At 59.1% G+C, this 26918-nt stretch carries 25 protein-coding genes; 13 read left to right on the forward strand and 12 right to left on the reverse strand.

Translation table 11 applies throughout. The features are described 5' to 3' along the window. Positions 1-3: 3 nt before the first annotated feature. Positions 4-813: a septum site-determining protein MinD gene (minD, locus tag B3C1_RS15780; RefSeq protein WP_008486052.1), complete on the reverse strand. Its 810-nt coding sequence runs from the start codon at positions 811-813 to the stop codon at positions 4-6. Between the two features lie 19 nt (positions 814-832). Then, positions 833-1504, reverse strand: a complete 672-nt coding sequence (gene minC / locus B3C1_RS15785) for a septum site-determining protein MinC (protein WP_008486054.1) — start codon at positions 1502-1504, stop codon at positions 833-835. An 82-nt stretch (positions 1505-1586) separates the two neighbouring features. On the opposite strand from minC, the gene B3C1_RS15790 reads away from it, so the two are divergent. Genes B3C1_RS15790 through B3C1_RS15800 form a run of 3 tightly spaced genes read left to right on the forward strand, consistent with a single transcriptional unit; the run spans position 1587 to position 3291 of the window. Further along, positions 1587-1862: a YcgL domain-containing protein gene (locus B3C1_RS15790; protein WP_008486055.1), complete on the forward strand. Its 276-nt coding sequence runs from the start codon at positions 1587-1589 to the stop codon at positions 1860-1862. After that, positions 1859-2833, forward strand: coding sequence for a lytic murein transglycosylase (locus B3C1_RS15795; RefSeq protein ID WP_008486056.1), 975 nt, complete (start codon positions 1859-1861; stop codon positions 2831-2833). Before B3C1_RS15790 ends, B3C1_RS15795 begins: the two co-directional genes overlap by 4 nt. Further along, a complete protein-coding gene (locus tag B3C1_RS15800; RefSeq protein WP_008486057.1) occupies positions 2830-3291 on the forward strand; it encodes a YcgN family cysteine cluster protein in 462 nt (153 codons plus the stop codon). The genes B3C1_RS15795 and B3C1_RS15800 overlap by 4 nt, the downstream gene beginning before the upstream one ends. 47 nt (positions 3292-3338) lie before the next feature. On the opposite strand, the gene dsbB is transcribed toward B3C1_RS15800, so the two are convergent. Continuing rightward, positions 3339-3845, reverse strand: a complete 507-nt coding sequence (gene dsbB / locus B3C1_RS15805) for a disulfide bond formation protein DsbB (RefSeq protein WP_008486058.1) — start codon at positions 3843-3845, stop codon at positions 3339-3341. A gap of 82 nt (positions 3846-3927) precedes the next feature. Continuing rightward, on the reverse strand, positions 3928-5517 hold the full coding sequence (nhaB, locus tag B3C1_RS15810; RefSeq protein ID WP_008486059.1) for a sodium/proton antiporter NhaB: 1590 nt from the start codon (positions 5515-5517) through the stop codon (positions 3928-3930). Between the two features lie 188 nt (positions 5518-5705). Between nhaB and fadR the strand changes: the two genes are divergently transcribed. Further along, on the forward strand, positions 5706-6416 hold the full coding sequence (fadR, locus tag B3C1_RS15815; RefSeq protein ID WP_008486060.1) for a fatty acid metabolism transcriptional regulator FadR: 711 nt from the start codon (positions 5706-5708) through the stop codon (positions 6414-6416). 12 nt (positions 6417-6428) lie between these two features. Here fadR and B3C1_RS15820 read toward each other — a convergent pair whose 3' ends face one another. The 5 genes from B3C1_RS15820 to sodB form a co-directional block, all read right to left on the reverse strand. Then, positions 6429-7943 carry a SpoVR family protein gene (locus B3C1_RS15820; protein WP_008486062.1) on the reverse strand — a complete coding sequence of 505 codons (1515 nt, stop codon included), beginning with the start codon at positions 7941-7943 and terminating at the stop codon, positions 6429-6431. Between the two features lie 8 nt (positions 7944-7951). Further along, the gene (locus B3C1_RS15825) at positions 7952-9220 is read right to left on the reverse strand and encodes a YeaH/YhbH family protein (RefSeq protein ID WP_008486064.1); all 1269 of its coding nucleotides are present in this window, start codon (positions 9218-9220) and stop codon (positions 7952-7954) included. A 9-nt stretch (positions 9221-9229) separates the two neighbouring features. Further along, entirely contained in the window at positions 9230-11152 is a 1923-nt protein-coding gene (locus tag B3C1_RS15830) for a PrkA family serine protein kinase (protein WP_008486065.1), read from the reverse strand. A 132-nt stretch (positions 11153-11284) separates the two neighbouring features. Continuing rightward, positions 11285-11803 (reverse strand): DUF6942 family protein, encoded by a 519-nt coding sequence (locus tag B3C1_RS15835; RefSeq protein ID WP_008486066.1) that lies wholly within the window; start codon positions 11801-11803, stop codon positions 11285-11287. A gap of 53 nt (positions 11804-11856) precedes the next feature. After that, the gene (gene sodB / locus B3C1_RS15840; RefSeq protein ID WP_008486067.1) at positions 11857-12435 is read right to left on the reverse strand and encodes a superoxide dismutase [Fe]; all 579 of its coding nucleotides are present in this window, start codon (positions 12433-12435) and stop codon (positions 11857-11859) included. Positions 12436-12611: 176 nt separating this feature from the next. Between sodB and B3C1_RS15845 the strand changes: the two genes are divergently transcribed. Continuing rightward, positions 12612-12956 (forward strand): Grx4 family monothiol glutaredoxin, encoded by a 345-nt coding sequence (locus B3C1_RS15845; protein ID WP_008486068.1) that lies wholly within the window; start codon positions 12612-12614, stop codon positions 12954-12956. Positions 12957-13015: 59 nt separating this feature from the next. Here B3C1_RS15845 and B3C1_RS15850 read toward each other — a convergent pair whose 3' ends face one another. After that, a complete protein-coding gene (locus tag B3C1_RS15850) occupies positions 13016-14344 on the reverse strand; it encodes a Na+/H+ antiporter family protein (protein WP_008486069.1) in 1329 nt (442 codons plus the stop codon). 201 nt (positions 14345-14545) lie between these two features. On the opposite strand from B3C1_RS15850, the gene B3C1_RS15855 reads away from it, so the two are divergent. After that, positions 14546-15151 carry a peroxiredoxin gene (locus tag B3C1_RS15855; RefSeq protein ID WP_008486070.1) on the forward strand — a complete coding sequence of 202 codons (606 nt, stop codon included), beginning with the start codon at positions 14546-14548 and terminating at the stop codon, positions 15149-15151. Between the two features lie 43 nt (positions 15152-15194). Here B3C1_RS15855 and B3C1_RS15860 read toward each other — a convergent pair whose 3' ends face one another. Beyond that, entirely contained in the window at positions 15195-15698 is a 504-nt protein-coding gene (locus tag B3C1_RS15860) for a M23 family metallopeptidase (protein WP_008486072.1), read from the reverse strand. A gap of 285 nt (positions 15699-15983) precedes the next feature. Between B3C1_RS15860 and B3C1_RS15865 the strand changes: the two genes are divergently transcribed. The 7 genes from B3C1_RS15865 (at position 15984) to B3C1_RS19925 (ending at position 25160) form a co-directional block, all read left to right on the forward strand. Next, a complete protein-coding gene (locus B3C1_RS15865) occupies positions 15984-16955 on the forward strand; it encodes an HlyD family secretion protein (RefSeq protein WP_008486073.1) in 972 nt (323 codons plus the stop codon). Beyond that, a complete protein-coding gene (gene rbbA, locus B3C1_RS15870; protein ID WP_008486075.1) occupies positions 16952-19627 on the forward strand; it encodes a ribosome-associated ATPase/putative transporter RbbA in 2676 nt (891 codons plus the stop codon). The genes B3C1_RS15865 and rbbA overlap by 4 nt, the downstream gene beginning before the upstream one ends. Beyond that, a complete protein-coding gene (locus tag B3C1_RS15875; protein WP_008486076.1) occupies positions 19624-20736 on the forward strand; it encodes an ABC transporter permease in 1113 nt (370 codons plus the stop codon). The genes rbbA and B3C1_RS15875 overlap by 4 nt, the downstream gene beginning before the upstream one ends. A gap of 83 nt (positions 20737-20819) precedes the next feature. Continuing rightward, the gene (locus B3C1_RS15880) at positions 20820-21875 is read left to right on the forward strand and encodes an AbrB family transcriptional regulator (RefSeq protein WP_035482490.1); all 1056 of its coding nucleotides are present in this window, start codon (positions 20820-20822) and stop codon (positions 21873-21875) included. Between the two features lie 126 nt (positions 21876-22001). Next, a complete protein-coding gene (locus tag B3C1_RS15885; RefSeq protein WP_008486078.1) occupies positions 22002-22700 on the forward strand; it encodes a TIR domain-containing protein in 699 nt (232 codons plus the stop codon). Positions 22701-23431: 731 nt separating this feature from the next. Beyond that, positions 23432-24649, forward strand: a complete 1218-nt coding sequence (locus B3C1_RS15890; protein WP_008486079.1) for an AAA family ATPase — start codon at positions 23432-23434, stop codon at positions 24647-24649. After that, entirely contained in the window at positions 24624-25160 is a 537-nt protein-coding gene (locus B3C1_RS19925) for an RloB domain-containing protein (RefSeq protein ID WP_237751009.1), read from the forward strand. The genes B3C1_RS15890 and B3C1_RS19925 overlap by 26 nt, the downstream gene beginning before the upstream one ends. Before the next feature lie 735 nt (positions 25161-25895). On the opposite strand, the gene B3C1_RS15895 is transcribed toward B3C1_RS19925, so the two are convergent. After that, positions 25896-26918, reverse strand: coding sequence for a succinylglutamate desuccinylase/aspartoacylase family protein (locus tag B3C1_RS15895; RefSeq protein WP_008486081.1), 1023 nt, complete (start codon positions 26916-26918; stop codon positions 25896-25898).

Below are 26918 nucleotides of genomic sequence, written 5' to 3' on the forward strand. Positions count from 1 at the left end.
CCCTTAACCCCCAAAAATCCGTTTCAGCAGGCCCTTCTTGTCTTCATTGAGGAAGCGCATGGGGCGTTCTTCACCTAAAAGTCGCGCCACCGTATCAAGATATGCCTGACCCGCGTCGCTTTCTTTATCCAGGATGACCGGCTCCCCGGCGTTGGATGCGCGCAGCACCGCCTGGGACTCGGGGATGACACCCAGAAGGGGAATGGCCAGGATCTCCTTGACGTCTTCCACGCTCAGCATATCGCCCCTGTTGACCCGGGCCGGGTTATAGCGGGTCAACAACAGGTGTTCCTTGATAGGCTCCTGGTTCTGCTCCGCTCGGCGGGACTTGGACGCGAGGATACCGAGGATACGGTCAGAGTCGCGCACCGAAGACACTTCGGGGTTGGTGGTCACTATGGCTTCGTCGGCGAAATACAGGGCCATCATGGCACCGGTTTCGATACCGGCAGGGGAGTCGCAGAGGATGTAGTCGAAGTCCTTGGCCAGGTCGTTCAGCACCTTCTCCACCCCCTCCTTGGTCAAGGACTCCTTGTCCCGGGTCTGGGAGGCAGGCAGGATGGACAGCTTGTCGACCCGCTTGTCTTTGATCAGGGCCTGGTTGAGGTTGGCCTCGCCGTTGATGACGTTGACAAAGTCATACACCACGCGGCGCTCGCAGCCCATGATGAGGTCCAGGTTGCGAAGGCCGACATCGAAGTCCACCACCACGGTTTTTTTGCCCGCCAGGGCCAGGCCGGTTCCAATTGCGGCACTGGAGGTGGTCTTGCCTACGCCCCCTTTGCCCGACGTCACCACGATAATGCGCGCCATAGTATCCTCTTGAATTCCTTTACATGGGGCCAATGGCCAATTGTTCGTTCTCTAACCAGACCTGGGTCGGCGCCTGCCACTGCTCGCCTTGCAGATCGTCACTTAACCAATAGGTGCCAGCGATGGAAACCAATTCGGCCTCCAGCTTGCGGCAGAAGATCCTGGCCTGGACATCCCCACCGGCGCCGGCAATGGCTCGGCCTCGCAGGTTGCCGTAAATGTGGATACAGCCGTCGGCGATGACTTCGGCGCCGGCACCGACAGTGCCCAGTATCACCAGATCCCTGTCCTTGGCATAAAGCTGCTGTCCGGAGCGCACCTGGCCGCGAAAGTACTGGGCCGGGGGCCTGGGCGCCGGGGCACTGGCCTTGGGATGCTTGGCTTGGGCTGGCTGGGTGCGACCCTGTTGCATCAGGGCCCAACCGGCTTCCCTTGCCTGGTCCTTGTGGGCTGTCGGGCAGTTCACCAAGCCCACGGGGACCATGCCCTGGCCCAGGATGGCGTCACGGATTGCTTGTAGATCAGGAGCTTGTGTCAAGGCAGCCAGGTCCACCACCAAAGGTGCTCCCTGAAAAAAGCCAGGGGCCTGTTGGATTTTCTGGGACAACTTGTCGGCCAGGGCCGGTAAATCGGCATCGCTCAGTGCCAATACCGATAGGGTGAAAGAGGTGCCTTTGAACAACAATGCCATGAAGCGTCCGGGCTCGCGGGTGCTTGGTCCATAAAGGCCATGGTATAGTGAGGGCCTACGCCAGGCAAGACGATGACCTCCTATGTTGTGCGCCGTATACAAAAGTGTCAGAAAGAGCGAAACCTATCTCTATATCCCCAAGCGGGATGACTTCTCCCAGGTGCCAGAGGATCTACTGGCGGTTTTTGGCACACCTGTGTTCGTGACCCAACTGCTGCTCAAGGATCGCCAACTGGCGCGGATGAGCAGTTCCGAAATGCAGGCCATCCTCGATGAAAAGGGCTATTACCTGCAATTGCCGCCGCCCCCCGAGGATCTGCTCAAGGCCCATAAGACGGCCCAGGGAGCTTCTTCATGAAAAAACTGCTGCTCGCCTCCCTGCTGGTGCTGCCGCTGTTCAGCCAAGGTGCCGAGGAAAGGGACTTTGGCGTTTATGTGGGTAAACTCAAGGCCGAGGCCCTGACCCAGGGCATCACCCAAGGCACCCTCGACAAGGCGTTCGAAGGGGTCACCCTGCTGCAACGGGTGATCGAAGCGGATCGCAGTCAGCCCGAAAGCAAGCTGACCATGGAAGGCTACCTGTCTCGCACGGTGCCAGCCTGGAAGGTCAAGCAGGCCCGGGCCCAGTACCGGGAAAACCGCGCCCTGCTGGAGAAAATCGGCCAAGCCTATGGTGTCCAGCCCCAATACATAGTGGCGCTTTGGGCCAAGGAGTCCAGTTTTGGCAAGGTGCAGGGCAACTTCTCGGTGATTTCAGCCCTGACTTCCATGGCTTTTGAGGGGCGCCGCGAGTCCTTCTTCAAAGACGAGCTGTTTGCGGCCCTGAAGATACTGCAACAGGGCCATGTGGACATGGACCATTTCAAAGGGTCCTGGGCCGGTGCCATGGGCCAGACCCAGTTCATGCCCAGTTCCTTCCTGGCCCTGGCCGTGGACGGTGACGGCGACGGCAAGAAGGACATCTGGAGTAACAAGGCCGATGTCTTTGCCTCCATCGCCAACTACCTGGCCAAAGCAGGCTGGAAGGGCGATCAGGCCTGGGGCCGCCAGGTCAAGGTCCCTGCCGACTTCGACTGGGCCCAGAAAGACGAGATCAAATCCCTGGACGAGTGGGCCAAACTTGGCCTGAGCCGCTTTGACGGCGGCCCCCTGCCCAAGGTGGCCGACATGAAGGCCCAGCTCAAGGCCGTTGATGGCCCCAAAGGCCGTATCTACCTGGTGTACAACAACTATCAGGTGCTCAAGCGCTGGAACCGCTCCGACTATTTCGCCACCGGTGTCGGCCTGCTGGCCAACGGCATCATCTGGCCGCCCCTGGAGGCCAAATGAACGCCCCCTTCTGGGAAAGCAAATCCCTCGGGGAAATGACTCAGAGCGAGTGGGAATCCCTGTGCGACGGCTGCGGCAAGTGCTGCCTGCACAAGTTGCAGGACGAGGATACCGACGAGATTTACCACACGGCGGTGGCCTGCCAGTTGCTGGACTTGCGCACCGGTGACTGCAGCGACTACGGCGGCCGTTTCAGCAAGGTGCCCGATTGTCTGCAGTTGCGGCCGGATAACCTGCAAAGCTTTGTCTGGCTGCCCCCCAGCTGCGCTTATCGGCGCTTGTCTGAAGGCCGGCCCTTACCCGAGTGGCACCCGCTCCTTAACGGCGGCAAGAAGCACAAGATGCATGCTGCCGGCATGTCGATACGCCACAAGGCGGTCAGCGAAGGCCCCGACCTGGACCCGGCCGACTTTATCGTCATCTGGCCCCTGGACGACCAGGACGGCCTTGTGGCCTGATACGAAAAAGCCCGCAGTGATGCGGGCTTTTTTTGTCTGTTGGCGCCTCAGGCTTTCTTGGGCAGCAACTGGCCTATGATGACCGCCAGCGCCACCAGCAGGTAGAGGCTGAAAATCACCATCATCCACTGGGGCATGGACAGGCCCAGGAATTGCCAGACGGTCTGGGTGCAGTCGCCACGGGCCTCAAACACCGCCGGCAGCCACTGGTCCACCTTGAACCAGGCCGGGAAGTCCGGAATAAAGGCGCACTGCTTGAAAGGGGAGGGGTCCAGCTGCAGGTCCACGTGCTCGTAGGCGATCTTCAGGCCCCAGATGGCACTGACCAGCCAGCCACCAATACCGGCCCAACGTACCAACGGCTTCTCCGGGGCAAAAGCCCCCACCACGCCAGCGACGAAAAGCCCCAATACCGCCACCCGCTGATAGACGCACATGACGCAGGGTTCCAGGCGCATGCCGTACTGGAAAAACAGGGCAACCATTTCCAGGATCAGGGCGCTGGAGGCCAGCAATAACCAGGGGGTTCGGAAGGAGGCAAGCTGTTTGAGCATAAGGCACTCAATTTCATGGTGATAATGGAATGCTATTAAACAGAAAAAGCCGTGCTTTGGCACGGCTTTTTCACATTCCCTTTTAGTGCCCGCTGGGCAGGGGGGAGGTACCGGGCTGGTGGTGGTTGATCAGCCCCTGGTCGTAAAGCCAGGTGGTCATGTCCGGCAGCACGAAGTAGACGGTCAGCATGCCCACTATGGTCAGCACTATGGTGTAGGGCAGGGCCATCCACACCATGCGGCCATAGGACAGGCGCAGCAGCGGCGCCAGCGCCGAAGTCAGCAGGAACAGGAAGGCGGCCTGGCCGTTGGGGGTGGCCACGGACGGCAGGTTGGTGCCGGTGTTGATGGCCACCGCCAGCAGGTCGAACTGGTCACGGGTGATATGGCCCTGGTTAAGGGCGGCGTGCACTTCGTTGATGTAGACGGTACCCACGAAGACGTTGTCCGACACCATGGAAAGCAGGCCGTTGGCCATGTAGAACACCAACAGCTGGCTCTTGCCTTCGAAGGTCAACACCCATTCGATGACCGGCTTGAACAGTTGCTGGTCGATGATCACCGCCACCACGGTAAAGAACACCGCCAGCAGTGCCGTGAAGGGCAGTGACTCTTCAAAGGCCTTGCCCAACTGGTGTTCTTCGGTGATGCCGCAGGCGGCGGTGGTGAAGATGATGACGCTAAGGCCAATCAGGCCCACGGCGGCCAGGTGCAGGGCCAGGCCCACAATCAGCCAGATGGCCACCACGGCTTGCGCATAAAGGCGGGCGTTGTCTTTGGGGGTGCGTTTGGCGTCCTGGGCCTGGGCGTAGTCCAGCAGCACGTGGCGCACGGCGTCAGGCAGGTGGGCGCCGTAACCGAACAGCTTGAGCTTTTCCACCACCAGGCAAGTGATAAGGCCAAACACCAGCACAGGGGCCGTTACCGGCAGCATGCGCATCAAGAACTCGATGAACTGCCAACCGGCGTTCTCGGCGATGATGAGGTTCTGGGGCTCGCCAACCATGGTGCAGACGCCGCCAAGGGCGGTGCCCACCGAGGCGTGCATCATCAGGTTGCGAAGGAAGGCCCTGAACAGGTCCAGGTCCTTGCGGGTCAGTTCGTGGACGTGGTCGTCCGTGGTGTGGTCGTGCCCTTCGTGATGCACTTCCTTGCCCGACGCCACCTTGTGGTAGATGGCATAGAAGCCGGTAGCCACGGCGATGATCACCGCCACTACCGTCAGGGCGTCCAGGAAAGCGGACAGGAAGGCGGCCGCCAGGCAGAAGGCCAGGGACAGCAGGCTCTTAGAGCGGACCTTCAGTAGCATCTTGGTGAAGATGCTCAGCAGCAGCTCCTTCATGAAGTAGATACCGGCCACCATGAAGATCAGCAGCAACAGCACTTCCAGGTTGGCCAGCAACTCGGCCTTGACGTGGGCCGGGTTGGTCATGCCGATGATCACTGCCTCAATGGCCAGCAGGCCGCCCGGTTGCAGGGGGTAGCACTTGAGGGCCATGGCCAGGGTAAAGATGAATTCGATGATCAGAACCCAACCGGCAAGGAAGGGGCTCAGGTGGAACAAAATAGGGTTGATGATGAGAAAGCTGACGATGGTCAGCTTGTACCAATCCGGGGCGTGCCCCAAGAAGTTGGCCACCAGCGCCCTAGGCAGCGAAATGGTTGACGACATGCAAGTTCCCTGTGAGCGGAGTGTGTTGTTTTTTGCCTATCTTAATGGAGTGATCCGCGACTTTGCACTCCTACCTGTTGGTAATCGACCACTCTTGGTCGCAAATACTGGCAAAAGTTTCTTTTTGTGAAAGCCACCGCTAGAATCGGGCTTCGATACCGAATAATAAGACAGGCAGCAACATTCGCATGATTATCAAAGCGCAAAGCCCAGCAGGATTTGCTGAGGAATATATCATTGAGTCCATCTGGAACAACCGCTTTCCCCAGGGCTCAATTCTGCCGGCTGAGCGTGAGCTGTCAGAGCTGATCGGGGTCACCCGCACCACCCTGCGTGAAGTGCTGCAACGCCTGGCCCGGGACGGCTGGCTGACCATCCAACACGGCAAACCGACCCGGGTGAACAACTTCTGGGAAACCAGCGGCCTCAACATCCTGGAAACCCTCGCCCGCCTGGACCAGGACAGGTTCCCCGAGCTGGTCGATCACCTGCTGTCTGCCCGTACCAACATCAGCGCCATCTTTATCCGCAGCGCCCTCAAGCATGCGCCGGAAAAGGCGGTCAAACTGCTGGCCGAAGCCGAGGCCCTCACCGAAGATCCGGTGGAATTTGCCCTGTACGACTATCGCCTGCACCATTCCATGGCCGGTATCAGTGGCAACCCCATCTATGTGCTGATCCTCAACGGCTTCAAAAACCTCTACAGCCGGGTGGGCAAGTTCTACTTCTCCAACCCCAAGGCACGCGAGCTGGCCACCAAGTACTACGCCACCCTCAAGGAGTTGGCAGGGGAGCACAAGTTCGAAGAAGCCCTGCCTGTGGTGCGTAAATACGGCCTGGATTCCGGGCGCATCTGGGTGAGCATGCGCTCCGATATCCCCTCCGACATCGTCGACTAAGAAAAAGGCGCCTCAGGCGCCTTTTTTTATGCTCAAGGGGCAGGTCAGGCGCCGCTCCACCTCGCCGTTGGCGTGCTCCACGTCCAGGTGCACGTCAAACTTCCAAAGATAGTGCAGGTGCTTGAGCACTTCCTGGGCGTTGTTTTCGTGCAGGGGAATGCGGTTGTGGGGCACATAGCGCAGGGTCAATGACCTGTCCCCCCGCACATTGACCTGGTAGACCTGGATATTGGGCTCGTTGTTGGCCAGGTTGTACTGGGCCGACAGGGTCTGGCGCAGGGCCCGGTAACCGTCGTCGTTGTGGATGGCGGTCACGTCCAGGTAGTTCTTGTTGTCGTCATCCCGCACCGCAAACAGCCGCAGATCCCGCATCACCTTGGGAGACAGGTACTGGCCGATAAAGGACTCGTCCTTGAAGTTCTGCATGGCAAAGTGCACCGCTTCCAGCCAGTTGGCTCCGGCCAGATCCGGGAAGAACTGCTTGTCCTCCTCGGTGGGTTCTTCGCAGATGCGGCGAATGTCGCGGAACATGGCAAAGCCCAGGGCATAGGGGTTGATGCCGCTGTAGTAGGGGCTGTTGTAGTCGGGCTGGAAGATGACGCTGGTGTGGGAATGCAGCACCTCCAGGATAAAGCGGTCAGACACCCGACCTTCGTCGTAGAGGTGATTGAGCAGGGTGTAGTGCCAGAAGCTGGCCCAGCCTTCGTTCATCACCTGGGTTTGGCGCTGGGGATAGAAGTACTGGGCTATCTTGCGCACGATGCGCACGATTTCCCGCTGCCAGGGTTCCAGCAGCGGCGCGTTCTTCTCGATGAAATAAAGCAGGTTTTCCTGGGGATCTTCCGGGAAGCGCGGCTCTTCTACGGCCGTTTCCTTGGGCTGGGGCAGGGTACGCCACAGCTCGTTGACCTGGCTTTGCAGGTAGGCCTCCCGCTCTTCCTGGCGGCGCTTTTCTTCGGCCAGGGAGATCTCCGACGGCCGCTTGTAGCGGTCCACCCCGAAGTTCATCAGGGCGTGGCAGGCATCCAGTAAGGTCTCCACCTCCCGCTCCCCGTGGCGCTCTTCGCACTCGCGGATGTAGTTCTTGGCGAACACCAGGTAGTCGATGATGCTCTCGGCGTCGGTCCAGGTCTTGAACAGGTAGTTGTTCTTGAAAAAGGAATTGTGGCCGTAGCAGGCGTGGGCTATCACCAGGGCCTGCATGGGCAGGCTGTTCTCCTCCATCAGGTAGGCGATGCAGGGGTCAGAATTGATGACGATCTCATAGGCCAGGCCCATGAAACCGCGCCGGTAGGACTGTTCGGACTGGATAAACTTCTTGCCGAAGGACCAATGGCTGTAGCCGATGGGCATACCCACCGAACTGTAGGCGTCCAGCATCTGTTCGGCGGTGATCACTTCCATCTGGTTGGGGTAGGTATCCAGGCCGTAATGTTCCGCGACCCGGGCTATGGCCTTGTCGTAGGCCACCAGATCGTCGAAGGTCCAATCCGGTCCGTCGGGCAGGGGCTTGCGCACTTTCGCCATAATGCCTCCTAGGCGGCCTGTTTCCTGAACAATTCCCGGAACACGGGGTAGATGTCCCCCACTTCCTGAATGTGCTGCATGGCAAAGTTGGGGAATTGTGCGGCCAGGCTCTCGTATTCCCGCCACAGGGTCTGGTGGGATCTGTGGGTGATTTCGATGTAGCTGTAATAGCGCACGAAGGGCAGTATCTGCTCGGCCAGCAACTTGGCGCAGTTGGGACTGTCGTCAGCCCAGTTGTCCCCGTCCGAGGCCTGGGCGGCGTAGACGTTCCACTGGTCCGGCGGATAGCGCTTTTTCATGATCTCCGCCATCAGGGTCAGGGCGGAGCTGACGATGGTGCCGCCGGTCTCCTGGCTGTAGAAGAACTCGTGTTCGTCTACCTCCTTGGCCTGGGTGTGGTGGCGGATATAAACCACGTCGATATGCTTGTAGGTGCGGGTTAAAAACAGGTAGAGCAAGATGTAAAAGCGCTTGGCCATGTCCTTGGTGACCTGGTCCATGGAGCCTGACACGTCCATCAGGCAGAACATCACCGCCCGGCTCGACGGTATGGCCACCCGCTCGAAGTTGTTGTAGCGAAGGTCGAAGGTGTCGATAAAGGGCACCTTGTCGATGGCGGCCTTGAGGGCCGCTATCTCGTCACGCAGGACCTTGAGCTGATCCTGGGTGGCGGTAGGATCGTTTTCCAACTCGGCCAGTTGGGCTTGCAGCTCCCTGAGCTGGCGTTTGCGCCCGGCGGTGATGGCCATACGCCTGGCCAGGCTCTGCTTCAAGGAACGCACCACGTTGATACGGCTGGGCACCCCCTGGTTTACAAAGCCGGCGCGCCGGGTCTCCCATTCCACCAGTTGGGCCAGCTGGCTCTTTTCCAGGTTGGGCAGTTCCAAGTCTTCAAACAGCAGGTCCAAGTATTCGTCTTTGGAGATCTCGAATACGAAGTCGTCCTGGCCCTCGCCGCTGTCGGAGGCGTCTCCCTGGCCAGCGCCGCCACCGCCCCCCTCAGGGGGCCTGGCTATTTTGTCGCCGGGCACGAACTGGTCGTTACCCGGATGCACCCGTTCCCTAAGGCCCCCCCTGCCCTGGTGGAAGATGGGCTCGGAGATGTCCCTGGCCGGTATGGACACGGATTCCCCCGAGTTGACGTCTTCCACCGAGCGTTTGGTGATGGCGTCCGACACCGCCTTTTTGATCTGCGACTTGTAGCGGCGCAGAAAGCGGTTACGGTTGACGGTGCTCTTACCCTTGGCGTTCTGGCGCCTGTCGATAAAGTGCGACATAGGCCCTCCTCACGAGGATTTACGCACGCGCAGGTACCAGTCCGACAACAGCCGGACCTGCTTGCGGGTGTAGCCCTTGTCCATCATCCGCTCGACGAAGTCGTCATGTTTCTTACGCTCTTCGGCCGAGGTCTTGGCGTTGAAGGAGATGACCGGCAGCAGCTCTTCGGTATTGGAGAACATTTTCTTCTCGATAACCGATTTGAGCTTCTCGTAGCTGGTCCAGGTGGGATTCTTGCCGTTGTGGTTGGCCCGGGCCCGCAGTACGAAGTTGACGATCTCGTTGCGAAAATCCTTGGGATTGGAGATCCCCGCCGGTTTCTCGATTTTCTCCAGCTCGGCGTTCAGGGCCCCCCGGTCAAACAGCTGGCCGGTTTCCGGATCGCGGTATTCCTGGTCCTGGATCCAGAAATCGGCGTAGGTGACGTAGCGGTCGAAGATGTTCTGGCCGTATTCGCTGTAAGACTCGAGGTAGGCGGTCTGAATCTCCTTGCCGATAAAGTCGACGTATTTGGGGATAAGGAAGCCTTTGAGGAATTCCTTGTAGCGCTCGCCGGTATCCTGGGGGAACTGCTCCCGGTCGATTTGCTGCTCCAGCACATAAAAGAGGTGGACCGGGTTGGCCGCCACTTCCGAATGGTCGAAGTTGAACACCCGGGACAGAATTTTAAAGGCAAAGCGGGTGGATAGCCCGGTCATGCCCTCGTCCACCCCGGCGTAGTCCCGGTACTCCTGGTAGCTCTTGGCCTTAGGATCGGTGTCTTTGAGGCTCTCGCCGTCATAGACCCGCATCTTGGAGTAGAGGCTGGAGTTTTCCGACTCTTTAAGGCGCGACAGCACCGAGAACTGGGCCATGGTTTCCAGGGTGCCCGGGGCACAGGGAGCCGTGGCCAGCTCGGAGTTCTCGATAAGCTTGTCGTAGATTTTGATCTCTTCGGTCACCCGCAGGCAGTAGGGCACCTTGACGATATAAACCCGGTCAAGGAAGGCCTCGTTGTTGCGGTTATTCCGAAAAGCCTGCCATTCGGACTCGTTGGAGTGGGCCAGGATAATGCCTTGGAAGGGCAGGGCCGACAGGCTCTCGGTGCCGTTGTAGTTGCCTTCCTGGGTGGCGGTCAGCAGGGGGTGCAGCACCTTGATGGGGGCCTTGAACATCTCCACGAATTCCATGATGCCCTGGTTGGCGCGGCACAGGGCGCCGGAGTAGGAGTAGGCGTCGGCGTCGTTCTGGCTGAATTCTTCGAGTTTGCGGATATCCACCTTGCCCACCAGGCTGGAAATGTCCTGGTTGTTCTCGTCCCCCGGTTCGGTCTTGGCGATGGCCCTTTGGTTGAGGATGGACGGCAGCACTTTGACCACCCGGAACTTGGAGATATCACCGCCGAATTCCTTGAGGCGTTTGGCCGCCCAGGGGGACATGATGATCTCCAGGGCGCGGCGGGGAATGCCGTATTCAGACTCGAACAGGGCGGCGTCTTCGTTGGGGTCGAACAGGCACAGGGGGTGGTCCTGCACCGGTGAGCCCTTGAGCATGTAGATGGGCTCTTTTTGCATCAGGTGTTTGAGCTTTTCGGCTAGGGAGGACTTACCGCCCCCCACCGGGCCCAGCAGGTAGAGGATCTGCTTGCGCTCTTCCAGGCCCTGGCCGGCATGTTTGAGGTAGGCCACTATCTGCTCGATAGCTTCTTCCATGCCGTAAAAGTCGGAGAAGGCCGGGTAACGGGCCACCACCCTGTTGGAGAAAATGCGCGACAGGCGGGGGTGCTGGGCCGTGTCTATCATTTCGGGGTCGCCGATGGCGGCCAGTAGCCGCTCCGAGGCGGTGGCGTAGGCCATGCGGTCTTTCTTGCAGATGTCGAGGAATTCTTCCAGTGAGTACTCTTCTTCCCGCGCTTCCTCGTAACGCTGGCGATAGTGCTCGATGATGCTCATAGCGCCCCCTGTCTCAGCTATAGGATATGACCGGTCAATGGTCTTCTTTAGTTATAAGCGTAGACGGGGTGTTGGGTTTTGCCGGACTTTAAGGCTCGGAATTTAAAGTTAAATTTTCAAATTTCCTTAAATTTAAGTCCGGTCATCTTCAGCCCAGAGCGGCCTTAACCAGGACAGCAGATAACCGATTTTCAGGTCGGACAGCTGGCGGTAGTCAAAATAGGGGCAGAGGATCAGGCGCTTGTCGGCGCTGTGGGCAAAACCCGGCGCGTCCCAGGCAAGGGGGCCTCCTTGTTCTGCCAACAACCCAAGCTCATTGGCGTAGCCTTTGCCCAGTACCAGCTTGAGGCTGTTGTCGGCCAAATCCGGGGGGCTGAACAGTAGGGCAAAGGAACTGGCGTCCTGCAATAGCTGCTGGTCCCTAAAATCCTGCCAACGGTCAAAGGGGCCCGGTGCCAGGGCGAAAGCCAGCTTGGCGTAGACATTGAATACCTTGCGCCAATGGTTGCCGGTATCCCGGGCTATGGCGCCGATTTCCCCCGGTACCATGGCTCGGTAGCCTGGGCCCTGGTAGGCCGGCAGGGGCGGGCGGTTTTGGATAAAGACCTTAAGGCGCGGCGCCCGGCCGCCAAGGCCTGACAGTGTTTTCATGGCAGGGGTCCAATAAAAAAGCCCCCGCAGGGGCTTTTGCACAAGAAGGGCTATCAGGCCAGGTTCTTGTTCACGAAGTCCCAGTTAACCAGGGCCCAGAAGGCTTCCATGTACTTGGGACGGGCGTTGCGGTAGTCGATGTAGTAGGCATGTTCCCACACGTCCACGGTCAGCAGCGGGGTCACACCTTCGGTGATGGGGCAGCCGGCGTTGGAGGTGTTGTGGATACCTACGGAACCGTCGGCTTTCTTCACCAGCCAGGTCCAGCCGGAACCGAAGTTGCCGATGGCGTTCTTGGTGAATTCTTCTTTGAAAGCGTCAAAGGAGCCGAAAGCGGCGTTGATGGCGTCAGCCACGGCGCCAGTGGCAGCGCCGCCGCCGTTGGGGCTCAGGCAGTGCCAGTAGAAGGTGTGGTTCCACACCTGGGCGGCGTTGTTGAACAGGCCACCGGTGGAGGACTTGATGATGTCTTCCAGGGATTTGCCTTCGTTCTCGGTGCCGGCGGTCAGGTTGTTGAGGTTCACCACATAGGTGTTGTGGTGCTTACCGTAGTGATATTCCAGGGTCTCGGCAGAGATATGGGGCTCAAGGGCGTTCTTCTCGTAGGGAAGTGCTGGCAATTCGAAAGCCATTGTTTCCTCTCCTTTGGTTGCGTTCGACATTGACTCGCCAAACATTGTACTCCCAGTGGCGGCCCTGTGAATATATAAAGCAATAAATTTATTTATTCAGGGCTCAGGGGCATTGCCCTTGGGTGCAAACCCCAGTCGCAGTACAATGTGGTCACGCAATCATTCTAGAGGTTGTCATGGACACCATTGAACGTATCAAAGAGCAAATCGCCGAGCACCACATTCTGCTGTATATGAAGGGCTCCCCCAAGCTGCCCAGCTGCGGTTTTTCCGCCCAGGCGGCCCAGGCCCTGATGGCCTGCGGCGAGCCTTTTGCCTACGTGGATATCCTGCAAAACCCGGATATCCGGGCCGAGCTGCCCAAATTCGCCAACTGGCCGACCTTCCCGCAGCTGTGGGTAGAAGGCGAGCTGATCGGTGGCTGTGACATCATCCTGGAGATGTACCAGAAGGGTGAGCTGCAACCTTTGATCAAAGAAACCGCAGCCAAGCACCCCAAAGCAGACGACGCCACAGCCTAACTGGCTTAGGCGCTGCATAAAAAACCGGCCATCTGGCCGGTTTTTTTATGGGGTATGCCTTAGAGCACCATGGCGGCTACCCAACCGGCCACCAGCAGCGGCAGGTTGTAGTGCAGGAAGGTGGGCAGCACCGAATCGCGGATATGGTCGTGCTGGCCGTCGGCGTTAAGGCCGGCGGTGGGGCCCACCGTGCTGTCGGAGGCGGGCGAGCCGGCATCCCCCAGGGCCGCCGCCGTGCCGATAATGGCGGCGGTGGCCAGTGGCGAGAAACCCAGGCTGATGCAAAGGGGCACATAGAGGGTGGCGATGATCGGCACGGTGGAAAAGCTGGAGCCGATGCCCATGGTCACAAAAAGGCCAATCAGCAGCATTAGCGCCGCCGCCAGGGGCTTGGAACCCATGTTCTGCGACAGGCCTTTTACCAGGATCTCGACACTGCCGGTGGCCTTGACCACTTCGGCAAAGCCTGAGGCGGTGATCATGATAAAGCCGATAAGGGACATCATCCGCACCCCTTCGGTGAAGGCGTCCTGGCTTTGCTTCCAGGGCACCACGCCGCCGACGATGAAGACGCAAAAGCCCACCAGGGCGCCGAAAATAACCGAGTCGGTGCTGCGCTGCAGCCAAAAGGCGACACCCAGGGCCAGGGCCGACACCAGCAACACCCTCCAGTTGGGTTTGCTGTGGACCGGGGTGTCCCCTTCGATATGGCTGGGCTGGTAGTCGCGCGGCTTGCGGTAGCTGATAAAGACGGCGATCAGCAGCCCGGCCACCATGCCAAGGGCCGGGATCAACATGGCCTTGGGCAGGGTGGCGGCATCCATCACCAGGCCGTTGTTGGTGAGGTTGGTCAGCACCAGTTTGTTAAGAAAAATGCCCCCAAAGCCCACCGGCAGCACCATATAGGGGGTGACCAGGCCAAAGGTCATGATGCAGGCCACCAGGCGCCTGTCCACCTTCAGGTCGGTCAGCACCCCCAGCAGCGGCGGGATCAGTATGGGAATAAAGGCGATATGGATGGGAATCAAGTTCTGGGACATCACCGCCATGGACAGTATTGCCAGCAGTAGCACGCTTTTGACCAGGGCCTGGCGGCGCGGGCTGGGGGTGGCCCCCAGCTTGCCGATGATATGGGCGGCGCCCCATTCGGTGATGCCGGACCGGGCTATGGCCACCGCAAAGGCCCCCAGCATGGCGTAGCCCAGGGCGATTTCGGCGCCGTTACCCAGGCCGCCGGTAAAGGCCTTGAGGGTTTGGTCCAGGCTCAGGTGGCCACTACTGAGGCCGGCCATCAAGGCCGACAGGGTCAGGGCCACCACCACGTTGATGCGGCACAGGCTCAGCACCAGCAGCAGGGTCACGGAAATAATGACAGGGTTTAGCAGCATGGCAGGGGGCGTCTTTGGCAAAAGCGCGAGACTAGCAGGCCATGGCCTGGCTTGTCGACGCAAAGGCCGCCGCTTTTTGCAGTAGCCGGCAAAGCCAGGGGCCGGCACTGGCTCGACTTGTTTGTGCCCGCCCAGTCTTTATAATCGCCCCTTATATCTCGCATGCCCCGGCATGCCCAAACCACCCTATGGAGAAGTACAATGAGCGTACTGGTTGGCCGCCCCGCCCCCGACTTTACCGCTGCTGCCGTTCTGGGCAACGGTGAGATCACCGAAACCTTCAACCTCAAACAACAGATCGAAGGCCGGTATGCGGTCCTGTTCTTCTACCCCCTGGACTTCACCTTCGTGTGCCCCTCCGAACTGATCGCCTTCGACCACCGCCTGGCAGAGTTCAAGAGCCGTGGCGTGGAAGTGATCGGTGTGTCCATCGACTCCCAGTTCAGCCACTTCGCCTGGCGCAACACCCCGGTCAACCAAGGCGGCATCGGCCAGGTTGGTTACCCCCTGGTAGCCGACGTCAAGCACGAGATCTGCAAAGCCTACGACGTTGAGCACCCCGAAGCCGGTGTGGCCTTCCGTGGCTCCTTCCTGATCGACAAGGCTGGCATGGTGCGCCACCAGGTGGTCAACGATCTGCCCCTGGGCCGTAACATCGACGAGATGCTGCGCATGATCGACGCCCTGCAGTTCACCGAACAGCACGGCGAAGTTTGCCCCGCCGGCTGGAACAAAGGCGACCAAGGCATGAAAGCCGACACCCAGGGTGTGGCCGCTTACCTGGCCGAGAACGCCGACAAGCTGTAAGGCAGTCACGCGCTCAAAAAAGCCCGGCTTGGCCGGGCTTTTTTTATGGGAAACGCTTGATGGGGTCCAGGTAGAACATCTTCTTCCAGCCCTGCTCACTGCCATCAATCAGCCAGGGGTAGGGCAGCAGGCTCACCAGACTGTAATGAAGGTGAGGGGGCTTACCCTTGGCATTGCCGCTGTCGCCGACAGTGCCCAGTTTTTCACCTTTGGCCAACCATCGGCCGCCGCCAGTGCTTGCCTGGTCCAGGTGCGCATAGTAGTGCAGCCGCCATTTGGCCCCCAGCACCAGCACCACCTGGCCACCCTTGCTCAGGTTCCCTTGCCAGAGCACCAGTCCCGGAGCCGCCGCCACCACAGCCGTACCCTTGGGGGCGAAGATGTCCACCCCCTTGTGGGTGCCTGAACTGCCCCAGGGGCTGTACCAGAAGGTCTTAGGGTGCCAACTGCTGGCATTGGCGCCGGCCACCGGCACCGCTATCCCTGCCGGCAACAGCAGGCCAAGCAGCAGAAGCCCGGCCAGGGCCCACATCGCTTTTTTGAACATGGTTATCCTTCACCCAAATTTCACAGAATAGGCCTTATGCCAGAGGGCGGCCTGTCGGGGCAAGGCCTGGAGGCTGATTAAGGAAAAGGGCATGAAAAGACCGGCCCTAAAGCCACTTTTGCCTTTGCACTCAACGCGCTAAGCTGGGTTTTGTGCCAGGGACTTGGTGCTTGTCTGGCCACTTCCCTCCGGCCTTGGATTTAGTTGGCCCTGTTTTGATATCGAACAACACATCAGGCCCGGCCAATCATTAGGATCGCGAAAAAACCAAGAAGGATTTTCCCCATGCGCAAGGGCGTGATTGTGGTGTTGGTACTGGCGGTGGTGGCTGCCATCTGGGCTGGGCAGAAGTGGCTGGTGCAGGGCACCCCCGACGGCTTTGCCTTTGGCAACGGCCGTATCGAGGCGGTGGCCTTGGACATCGCCACCAAGACCGGCGGCCGCCTGGACCAGCTGCTGGTGGAGGAGGGGGACTTTGTCACCCAGGGCCAGATCCTGGCCCGTATGGACACCGCCACCCTGGAGGCCCAGCTGCGCCAGGCCCAGGCCAAGGCCCGCCAGGCCCAGGACAACCTGCTGGCTGCCAAGGCTCAGGTGGAACAGGCCCAGAGCCAGCTGAACCTGGCCAAGGTGCAGTTTTCCCGGGCCAAGGAACTGCTGGGCAAAAAGCTCATTGCCCGGGCCCAGTATGACGAAGCCGAGTCCAGCTTCCAGGTGGCGTCCGCCGCCCTGGTGGCGGCCAATGCCCAGGCGGTGGCCGCCCAGGGCGCCATCGACGAGGCCGAGGCCGGGGTCGATACCCTCAAGACCCAACTGGACGACGCCGTGCTCAAGGCCCCCCGTGACGGCCGTATCCAGTACCGGCTGGCCAATGTCGGGGAAGTGCTGGGCGCCGGTGGCAAGGTGCTGAACATGCTGGATCTGACCGACGTCACCATGTCCATCTTCCTGCCCCAGGCCCAGGCCGGCAAGGTGGCCCTGGGCAGCGAGGCCCGCATCATCATGGACGCCTTGCCCGACAAACCCATTCCCGCTTCGGTGACCTTCGTGTCTGCCAATGCCCAGTTCACTCCCAAGCAGGTGGAAACCCGCGAAGAGCGTGAAAAGCTCACCTTCAAGGTCAAGGTGCGTATCCCCGCCAGCCTGCTCAAAGAACACATTACCCAGGTCAAAACCGGGCTGCCCGGCACCGCCTGGATCAAGCTCGATGCCAGCCAAAGCTGGCCGGCCAACCTCGAAAGCCCCTTTAAAGCATGAGCGCCATCAAGCTGGCGGGGGTGGGTCACCGTTACGGTGATACCCAGGCCCTCAAGGATGCTGCCCTGACCCTGGAGGCGGGGCAGAGCCTTGGCATCATAGGGCCGGACGGGGTGGGCAAATCCACCCTGCTGGACTTGATTGCCGGTACCAAGGCCCTGCAACAGGGGCAACTCGAGGTGCTGGGGGCCGATATGACCTCGGCCAGGGCCAGACGCAATGTCTGCGCCGACATCGCCTACATGCCCCAAGGCCTGGGCAAGAACCTCTATCCGACCCTGTCGGTCTGGGAAAACCTGGACTTTTTCGGCCGGCTGTTCGGCCATGGCCAGGCCGAGCGGCGCCGCCGCGCCGAACAGCTGCTCAAAGCCACCCACCTGTGGCCCTTCAAGGACAGGCCGGCCGGCAAATTGTCGGGGGGCATGAAGCAAAAACTGGGGCTGTGCTGCGCCCTTATCCACGACCCCAAACTGTTACTGCTGGACGAACCCACCACAGGGGTGGACCCCTTGAGCCGCCGCCAATTTTGGCAACTGGTGGCCAGCATCCGCCAGGCCCGCCCGCAGATGAGCCTGGTGGTGGCCACCGCCTACATGGAAGAGGCCATGGTGCTCGACAGCGTCATGGCCCTGGACGGCGGGCGCATCCTCGCCAAAGAGAGCCCCCAGGGGCTCTTGGCCCGTACCGGCACCCAGGACCTGGACGCCGCCTTTATTGCCCTGCAAGCGGGCGGTGCCGGCCAGCCCTTCCAGCCCCTGCCTTTGGCCACAGGGGGCGACCGGCCGGTGGCCATCCAGGCCAAGGGGCTCACCTGCCGCTTCGGCGATTTTACCGCCGTCAGCCAGGTCAGCCTCACCATAGGCCAGGGGGAGATCTTCGGCTTTCTCGGCTCCAACGGCTGCGGCAAGACCACCACCATGAAGATGCTCACCGGCTTGCTGCCCCCCAGCGAGGGCCAGGCGACCATCTTCGGCGAACCCGTTACCCAGCACAGCCTGGCCATGCGCGCCCAGGTAGGCTACATGACCCAGGCCTTCTCCCTTTACGGGGAGCTGACGGTCAGGGCCAACCTGGAGCTGCACGCCAAGCTCTACGACATCGGTGAACCGGCCAAGCGCATCGGCGAGCTGCTGGCCCGCTTTACCCTGGAAAAGGTGGCGGACAAGAACGCCGACGCCTTGCCCTTAGGCATCAAGCAGCGCCTGCAACTGGCGGTGGCGGTGCTGCACAGGCCAAGGCTGCTGATCCTCGATGAACCCACCTCGGGGGTGGATCCCCAGGCCAGGGACCAGTTCTGGACCCTGCTGCACGAGCTGTCCCGCCACGACGGGGTCACCATCTTTATCTCCACCCACTTTATGAACGAGGCGGGGCGCTGCGATCGTATCTCCCTGATGCACGCCGGCCATATCCTGGCCCAGGGCACCCCGGCCCAGTTGGTCAAGGACAGCCAGGCCCAAGACCTGGAAGGGGCCTTTATCCATTACCTGGAGCAGGCCCAGCCCTCCGAGGCCAGCGGCGAGCTGCCGGTGGGGGAGGAAAAGGCCTCGGCACCACCGGCCGCGTTTTCCTTCGGCCGGCTCTGGGCCTATGCCCGGCGCGAGGGCATGGAGATCAAGCGCGACCCCATCCGGCTGGCCTTTGCCATGCTCGGCACAGTGCTGCTGATGGTGGTGTTCGGCTTCGGCATTTCCTTTGACGTGGAAAATCTGGCTTACGGGGTTTTCGACCAGGACCAGAGCCCCCAGAGCCGCGCCTATGTAGAGAGCTTTCGCGGCTCGCGCTACTTCGAGGAAAAAGCCCCCATCCACAGCGAACAGGAGGCCCAGCGGCGCCTTAAAAGCGGCGAGCTGCGGTTGGTGCTGGCCATAGGGCCGGGCTTTGGCCGGGATCTGGCCGCCGGCCGCCAACCGGAAGTGGCGGCCTGGATAGACGGCGCCATGCCCTTTCGCGGCGAAACCGCCCGGGGTTATGTGCTGGGGGTCCACCAGCAGTATCTCAAGGAGCAGGGACTGGTGGGGACCAGCAACCTGTCCATTCAGAGCCGCTACCGCTATAACCAGGACTTTCGCAGCGTCAACGCCATGGTGCCGGGGGTGCTGATGCTGCTGCTGGCGCTGATCCCCGCCATCCTCACCGCCCTGGCGGTGGTGCGGGAAAAGGAGATGGGCTCCATCCTCAACCTCTACGCCACCCCCACCACCCGCCTGGAATTCCTGCTGGGCAAGCAGCTGCCCTATATCCTGATCGCCTGCATCAACGCCCTCAGCATGCTGCTGCTGGCCATCTGGTTGTTCCAGGTGCCGGTTACCGGCAGCCTGGCCGCCCTGTTGCTGGGCTCCTTGCTGTATGTCACCGCCACCACCGCCTTTGGCCTTTTGGTGTCGGCCTTTGTCAAAACCCAGGTGGCGGCACTCTTTGCCTCGGCCATCCTGTCTATCATGCCGGCGGTGAACTTTTCCGGTCTTATCGTGCCCATGGCTTCCATGACCGGGGCCGCCAAATGGATGGGGCTGGTGTTCCCCTCGGCCTATTTCAATACCCTGTCGGTGGGCACCTTCGCCAAGGGCCTGGGCCTGGTGGATCTGGTGCCCAGCCTGCTGGCCCTGGCCGGCTTCGCCCTGGGCTTTGTGGTGCTCAGCGTGCTGGTGATGAAGGAGCAGGAGAAATGAAGTGGCGTAACGTCTACTCCCTGGGGGTCAAGGAACTGTGGAGCGTGCTCAAAGATCCGGTGCTGATGGTGCTTATCCTCTACACCTTCACCCTGGCCCTCTACGCCATCAGCCGGGGCGCCAGCACCGAGGTCAAGAACGCCTCGGTGGCGGTGGAGGACATGGACCGCTCGGCCCTGTCCGAGCGTATCAGCGAGGCCTTCCTGCCCCCCTATTTCAAACCGGCCATGCGCCTGGACGGCAGCCAGGACATCAACCGCCTGATGGAGCAGGGCAAGGTCACCTTCGTGCTGCAAATTCCCCCCCGCTTTGCCGCCGATCTGCAGGCCGGCCGCCAGGTGGACCTGGCGCTACAGGTGGACGCCAGTGCCATGAGCCAGGCCGGGGTAGGGGCCGGCTACATAGAGCAGATAGTGCAGCAGACGGTAAGCCGTTACTTCGCCCTGGCGCAGCCGGTGCCGGTGAACCTGGTGCCCCGGGTCTATTTCAACCCCAATCTGGACACCAGCTGGTTTGGCGCCGTGATGCAGGTGGTCAACAACGTCACCCTGCTCAGCATCATCCTCACCGGGGCGGCGGTGATCCGCGAACGGGAACACGGCACCCTCGAGCACCTGCTGGTGATGCCCCTGTCGGCCTCTGAGATCATGCTGGCCAAGATCTGGGCCAACGGCCTGGTGATCCTGGTGGCGGTAGTGCTGGCTCTGTATGGCATGGTCAAAGGGGTGCTGGGGGTGCCCATCAGCGACGGCGCCGTGCCGCTCTTTGTGCTGGGAGCCCTTATCTACCTGGGGTCTGTCACTTCCCTTGGCATACTGCTGGCCACCCTGGCCCGCACCATGCCCCAATTCGGGCTGCTGGCCATGCCCACCTTCGTGGTGATGCAGCTGCTGTCCGGCGGTACCACCCCCCTGGACTCCATGCCCCAGACCCTGCAATACCTGATGCAGCTGGTGCCCTCTACCCATTTCGTGTCCCTGGCCCAGGCGGTGCTGTACCGGGGGGCGGGCCTTAGCATCATCTGGCCGCAGCTGTTGGCGGTGGCCGCTACCGGTTCGGTGTTTTTCTGGCTGGCCTTTCGGCGTTTTCGGCGGATGGTCTCCAGCTAGGCGGCCGCTGGCCGCATCGGCTTTGACAGGGACCCGGCCGCAAGGCAAGGTGGGGGCCTTCCAAGGAGGCCCCCTTGTTGTCTGTGCCCCCCAACCCCCGTTCCTGGTGCGCCCTGGTGCTGCTGTCGGCCCTGGTCACCTTGCCTTTGTGGCTGCTGTCCCTGCCGGCGGCCTTGCTGCTAGGCCCCATGTTGGCCGCCATCGTCCTTGGGGTGCAGGGCCAGCGCCTGGCGGTACCCAAGCCCTTCTATAGCCTGGCCCAAAGCCTGATTGGCCTGATGGTGGCGGCCAGCATCAGCCTGCCTCTACTCAGTCACCTGCTGGCCGATCTGGGCCTGTACCTGGCCGTTATCGCCGCCGTGCTGCTGGCCAGCTCCTTGCTGGGCTGGCAACTGGCCAGGGGCCCCTGGCTGCCCGGCACCACCGGCCTCTGGGGTATTTACCCTGGGGCGGCGTCGGCCATGGTGATGATGGCCGAGTCTGCCGCCAACGCCGACGTGCGGCTGGTGGCGCTGATGCAATACCTGCGGGTACTGCTGGTGGCCCTTAGCGCCTCGGCGGTGGCCCACTGGGCCGCCCCTGTGGCCCCAGAGCCAAGCGCGCCGCTGCCCTTGGACCTTGGCGGCTTGGTGGTCACCCTGGCCCTGGCGTTAGCCTTGAGCTGGCTGGGGCGGCGCGCCGCCTTGCCCTCTGGCCCCTTTTTGCTGGCCATGGTGCTGGGGGCCCTGGTGCAGCTGGCGGGAGGCTATCAGCTGACCTTGCCACCCTGGCTACTGGGGCTCGCCTACGCCACCCTCGGCTGGCACGTGGGCCTGGGTTTTACCCGCAGCACCCTCAAAACCGCCCGCCGTGCCCTGCTGCCCATGCTGGCGGCCATAGGGCTGCTGATGGCCCTGTGCGCCGGTATCGGCTACCTGCTGGTGCATTTTTTGGCCATAGATCCCCTCACCGCCTATCTCGCCACCAGCCCAGGGGGTATGGATGCCATCGCCATTATCGCCGCCGGCTCCGGGGTGGATTTACCCTTTGTGATGGCCATGCAGACGCTGCGTTTTTTGTTGGTGTTGCTGCTGGGGCCGCCGTTGGCGAGGTTTTTGGCCAGAAGGTTGGAGGGGAAGACCCCGCTTTCGGGCGGGTAAGGCAGTGGTGGCGGATGGGATTGGAGCAAGTCTCTTACTGCTCCGAGTTGTTGGGTGGGGATCTGGCTGCTAAGACTAGGGCCTTCGAAATGGATATCACCCCTAACTTGAGAAAAGGACTTCACCATGCCATTACCCCAAGATTGCCCCACGCTCCTTGACCAAGCACGGCTGCAACAAGCACAAGTGCTGCAACAGCAACATGGGGTTACCCATGTCACGCTGAGCTTTGGCGCCAGAAACGGCGGCGCCTACTTTGCCCGCTGGCTGCGCTATCAAATCATGCAGCGCAGAGGCTGGCACCAGGTCAACAGCGTCTACCTCGACACCGAGTGCTTAAAAATGGTACCCAATACGGTGAGCACCGTGGTCGATGCCGCCAGGCCCTGGCTGGTTGGCGTGGCATCCATGAACGGGGGATGGAAGGAGTACTATCGCCATGCGGTGGCCACCTCGCAGACGATGATCTTTGTGGCCACGCCGGAGTGGAGCAACTCGCCGTTCTGCAATATGGAGCGCCGTTACTTCATCTATGAAAACGCCCGGCGCCGGCGCCAGAACCTGCCCCCCTTAAGAGGCATCGTATTGGCGATGGATGGCCATCACATCAATATCCCTGGGGCTATCACCATCGATGCCTCCAAGGTTGATGTCGAAACCCACTACCAGGAGCGCCACCAAGTCACCCACCGAGCCAACCCCGCAGCGGCGGCCCGTTTCGGTGTGGTCCTGCGGCAGACCAATTTGCCGCAGAACCATAACTATCTTGGCAACTACACCATCGCCGGCCAGCCCCTTTTAAGGTTGTTTAATAATCTGGCATGACACCTTGAACCCCAAAGCCCCGACCCGCCAAAGAGGTGGGTTGGGGCTTTTTTGATTGCCATTGCTTGTGCCGGTACCGATGTGGGTATGTTCTGCTTGATGGTCGTGCAAGCTCTGCGCTTTTTGCTGGTGCTGATGTTTGTACCTTCACAGGTGCGGCTTCGCGGAGCGGTTTGGGAGAGCATCCCAGCAGGGCAGACTCGGTGGGTTGGCTTCTCATTGCTGGCCTTTTCTCTTCTCGGAGTCCGGCTAATCGCAGGGGGGCGCCCCTGCACGCGCCCTACTTTTGTTTCGGCAAAAGTCAGCGGGGCTGCCCAACCAAAACCATTGCACTGCGTTCCGCTTTATCCTCGGCTCTGGGTGGTCGCTGCACACGGGCATCCAGCCCTTCTTCCGCTTGCTCGGCATCCCTGCCTCGCACCCACTCACGCTCCCGCCACCTCAGCGTTGCACTTAACGGGCACAAGAGCAGATCACCACCAAAGTCCATAGACCAGCGACAGGGAAAGCAACCTAAGATATTGTTTTATAAATGAAAAATGGCGACGCCACTTTGAGGGGAAACCTATTAAGCCAAGTTAGACAAAAAAAAGTCGAAACGGAACTAGTGTGGTATGGTATACATAATGGAACGTTCACCCAGAAGAGAGTTAATGAACTGAAAACTAACAGATAAGTTAAGGATAATTTATATCTTAGGTTGTCAGTTTTTTCTCAAGAACGAGGGCGATATGATTAAGTGGTATAAATTTAAAAATTTCTATTCTTTCAGAGATGAAACCTTTGTTGATTTTGTCACAAAGAAAAATTCGAGTGATTCACATTATGACGTCAGCATCGATGGCGAACGCATATCTCGTGTTATTTCTATTTTCGGTGGCAACGGCGCTGGAAAGTCAAATTTACTTAAACCTCTAGCATTTCTAAGATGGTTTTTTATCCACTCATTTCAATCTATGGAAAAAGATGAAAAACTACCTTTTTATCCTCACAAAGTATGCGAGAATGATGTCACTGAAATAGAGATATGCTTCATTGAGTCGATTACTGAACATAAGCATGAGTATAAATATTTGTTAAAAATGAACAGGGAAAGGGTTTTATTAGAAGAGTTAAAAATAAAAAGCTCTCGCTTGTTCAGTAAAATATTCTCTCGCGAATACAATGAGGACGAGAATAAATATGAGATAAAAACCAATAGAAGTAATGCATTCTCATTAAACAATCAAGAATTGGACTCAATTCCTAAGAATAGTTCTGCAATATCCTATCTTTTAAGAAAAGAGAATACCCTGGGTATATTTATTTCATATCTCTTCCATGCTTTTGAAAGCAACATTGGATTTCATGGGAAAAACGATTTCGGTTTTGAAGATGTTATAGAAGCTACAGAAACTTACCTTGAAGACAACGAACTGTTTAATACTATGAAGTCCTTATTGATAAGGATGGATTTAGGTATCGATGATATTGAGATTGAGGATGAGGAATATATCGACAAAAGAACAGGTGAAGTTGAGGTAATTAAAACTCCCTATGGTATACACAAGTGCGATGATACTTACTTCAAACTTCCAATGTACATGGAGTCTAGCGGTACTAAAGCGTGCTACTACTATCTTCAGACAGTTCTCTTAGCATTGGCTCATGGTGGAGTGGCTATAGTTGACGAGTTTGACTCAGAACTCCACCCAATGATGGTTTCTGAAATCATGCAGTTATTTATGAGTAGCAGCATGAATAAGAAAAACGCTCAGTTGATATTTACTAGTCATACACCAGAGGTACTGAAGGAACTTCGAAAGCACCAAGTATATCTCGTTGAGAAAGTTAATGGCACGAGCGAAAATTGGAGGTTAGACGAAGTACAAGGTTTGAGAAGTCAGGATAATCTTTACTCTAAGTATATTTCTGGTGCTCTTGGTGGCGTTCCTGACTTTAGTCTGTGAGGTTAAAATGGCTTTTCAAAGAAGAAAAAGGTTTATAAAAGAAACATTGTTACTCGTGGGAGAAGGCTTCTCTGAAAAAGCATTCCTATCACTACTGAAGACTTATTTTAGTAATGGAAATTATAAGATTTCAGTTGTAACGGCAAAAGGGAAAGGGCCTAGCAATGTTATAGATCACGCGATTAGTACCAAAAGACATAATGGTCATAATTACTGTTTAGCACTTTTAGACACAGACCTTCCTTGGCCTAAGAGTAAAGTGCAAAATGCAGAAAAAGAAGGGGTGACACTAGTTCCTTCAACTCCTTGCTTGGAGGGGCTTATACTAAAAATTATGAATAGAAGAGTGCCTACTACCAATAACGAGTGCAAAGATGTTGTTCACCCATTATTAAAAGGCGCTCCATGTGATAGGGAAAGCTACGAGAGATTATTATCGAAGGAAATAATTGAGGATAGGATGATAGATATTCCGGAGCTAAAGAGTATTGTTGATAAAATAAGAGGATAATAGAGTTCTGTGCTTTGTGGAATATGCAAGTGTACGTGTATATTCCACAAAGTCATATAGAACAAGCATGTCTAATTTCAAAGGCATCGGCGAGAGCTGGCGCGAGGCCGCGAGGCCGGGACATCGGTGGCCGGTGAGGTAGCGAACGGAATACGCGGTTGGACCCGCGTATGCAGCGGTCAGCGGCAAGCGACCGGAGGTAAGGACATCACGCACCTGAACGCGAGGCCTGGATGGCCGAGCCGGAAACAACCGCCAGTGAGGGTTTCACTCCCCATGGCTTATCGAAGCTGCCTGCTTTTGGGCCCGTTAAGTGAAGCGCTGAGCTGGCGGGAGTGGAGGGGCAGCCGAGACAGGGATGTCGAGGCAGGTTCATACGCGTCTGGACACGCGTATGAACCGGTGCAACGGGAACGACCAGAGGCGAAGGATAAGCGAAACATGGGCTAGGCTTTTGCCTACTTTTGGCCTCAAAAGTAGGGCGCGTGCAGGGGCGCCCCCCTGCATATAAAGGAATTATTCGAAAAAGCGGGACGCAAAAAGGATGTGATTACCCATTGAAATCCATTCCGGCCGCCGGGCCGGGACCCGGCGAATAAAGGCGTTTAAAGGTCAATCAGGACACTAAAAGGAAACAACGCTATTCAGCTGGCGCCAGCCAGACAAACAAAATAAAACCGGGACAACCCCGGCTTCCAGTAACACCCCACAGCGTCCGCCAGGGCAAACGAGCCATCACAGCGGCGCAAAATCACTCTCATCCAACCTTTCCAGATTGTCATAGAAATGGGGCAGGGCGGCTTCCACCTGCTCGGCCTTTTCGGTGTGGGCGACGTTAAAGAGGGCTTCCCCTTCGTGGACCAGGGGCAGGGTGGCCTGGCCTATGACGATGCCGTCCACCGGGCTGTGGATCACCATGGGCTTGCTGCCCAAGGGGTCGGTGATGTGGGCCATCACCTCGTTTTTGGCGACGGCGTCGCCTATGGCCTTGGTGGGCAGCAATATGCCGGAGCCGTTGGCCCTTACCCAGCGGCTTTCCTGGGAAATTTGCGGTGCTATGGCGCGGCTGGGAGCCTTGATTGGCGGCAGCATGCCCAGGTGGCGCATGACGTTGACTATGCCCCTGAGGCCGGCGCGGATGGCGAACTCGTCAAAGCGCAGGGCCTCGCCGGCTTCGTAGAGCAGCACAGGGCAGCCGCTTTCGGCGGCGGTGGCCCGCAAAGAGCCGTCGCGCAGCTCGGCGTTGAGGATAACCGGCACCCGAAAGGCCTTGGCCATGGCCAAGGCCTCGGCGTCGTTCAGGGAGGTGCGGATCTGCGGCAGGTTGGTGCGGTGCTTGGCGCCGGTATGCAGATCGATACCGTGGCTGGCGTTGGCCACGATCTCGGTCATAAAGGTGTGGGCCAGGCGGGCGGTCATGGAGCCTTTGGCGGAGCCGGGGAAGGCGCGGTTGAGATCGCGCCGGTCCGGCAGGTAGCGGCTCTTGGACACATAACCGTAAACGTTGACCACAGGCACCAGGATCAGGGTGCCGGTGATGCGTTTGACAAAGGAGCTGGCCAGCAGGCGGCGCACTATTTCCACGCCGTTGATCTCGTCGCCGTGGATGGCGGCGCTGACAAAAAGGCGAGGGCCGTCCTTCTTGCCCCGGATCACCGTCACCGGCATGTCCATGGCGGCATTGGTATAGAGGGGCGGAACGGGCAGTTTCAATTCCACCCGGCTGCCCGCCGGGACCTCCTTGCCGCCGATCTTCAT

The organism is Gallaecimonas xiamenensis 3-C-1 (assembly GCF_000299915.1).
GTDB classification, from domain to species: domain Bacteria; phylum Pseudomonadota; class Gammaproteobacteria; order Enterobacterales; family Gallaecimonadaceae; genus Gallaecimonas; species Gallaecimonas xiamenensis.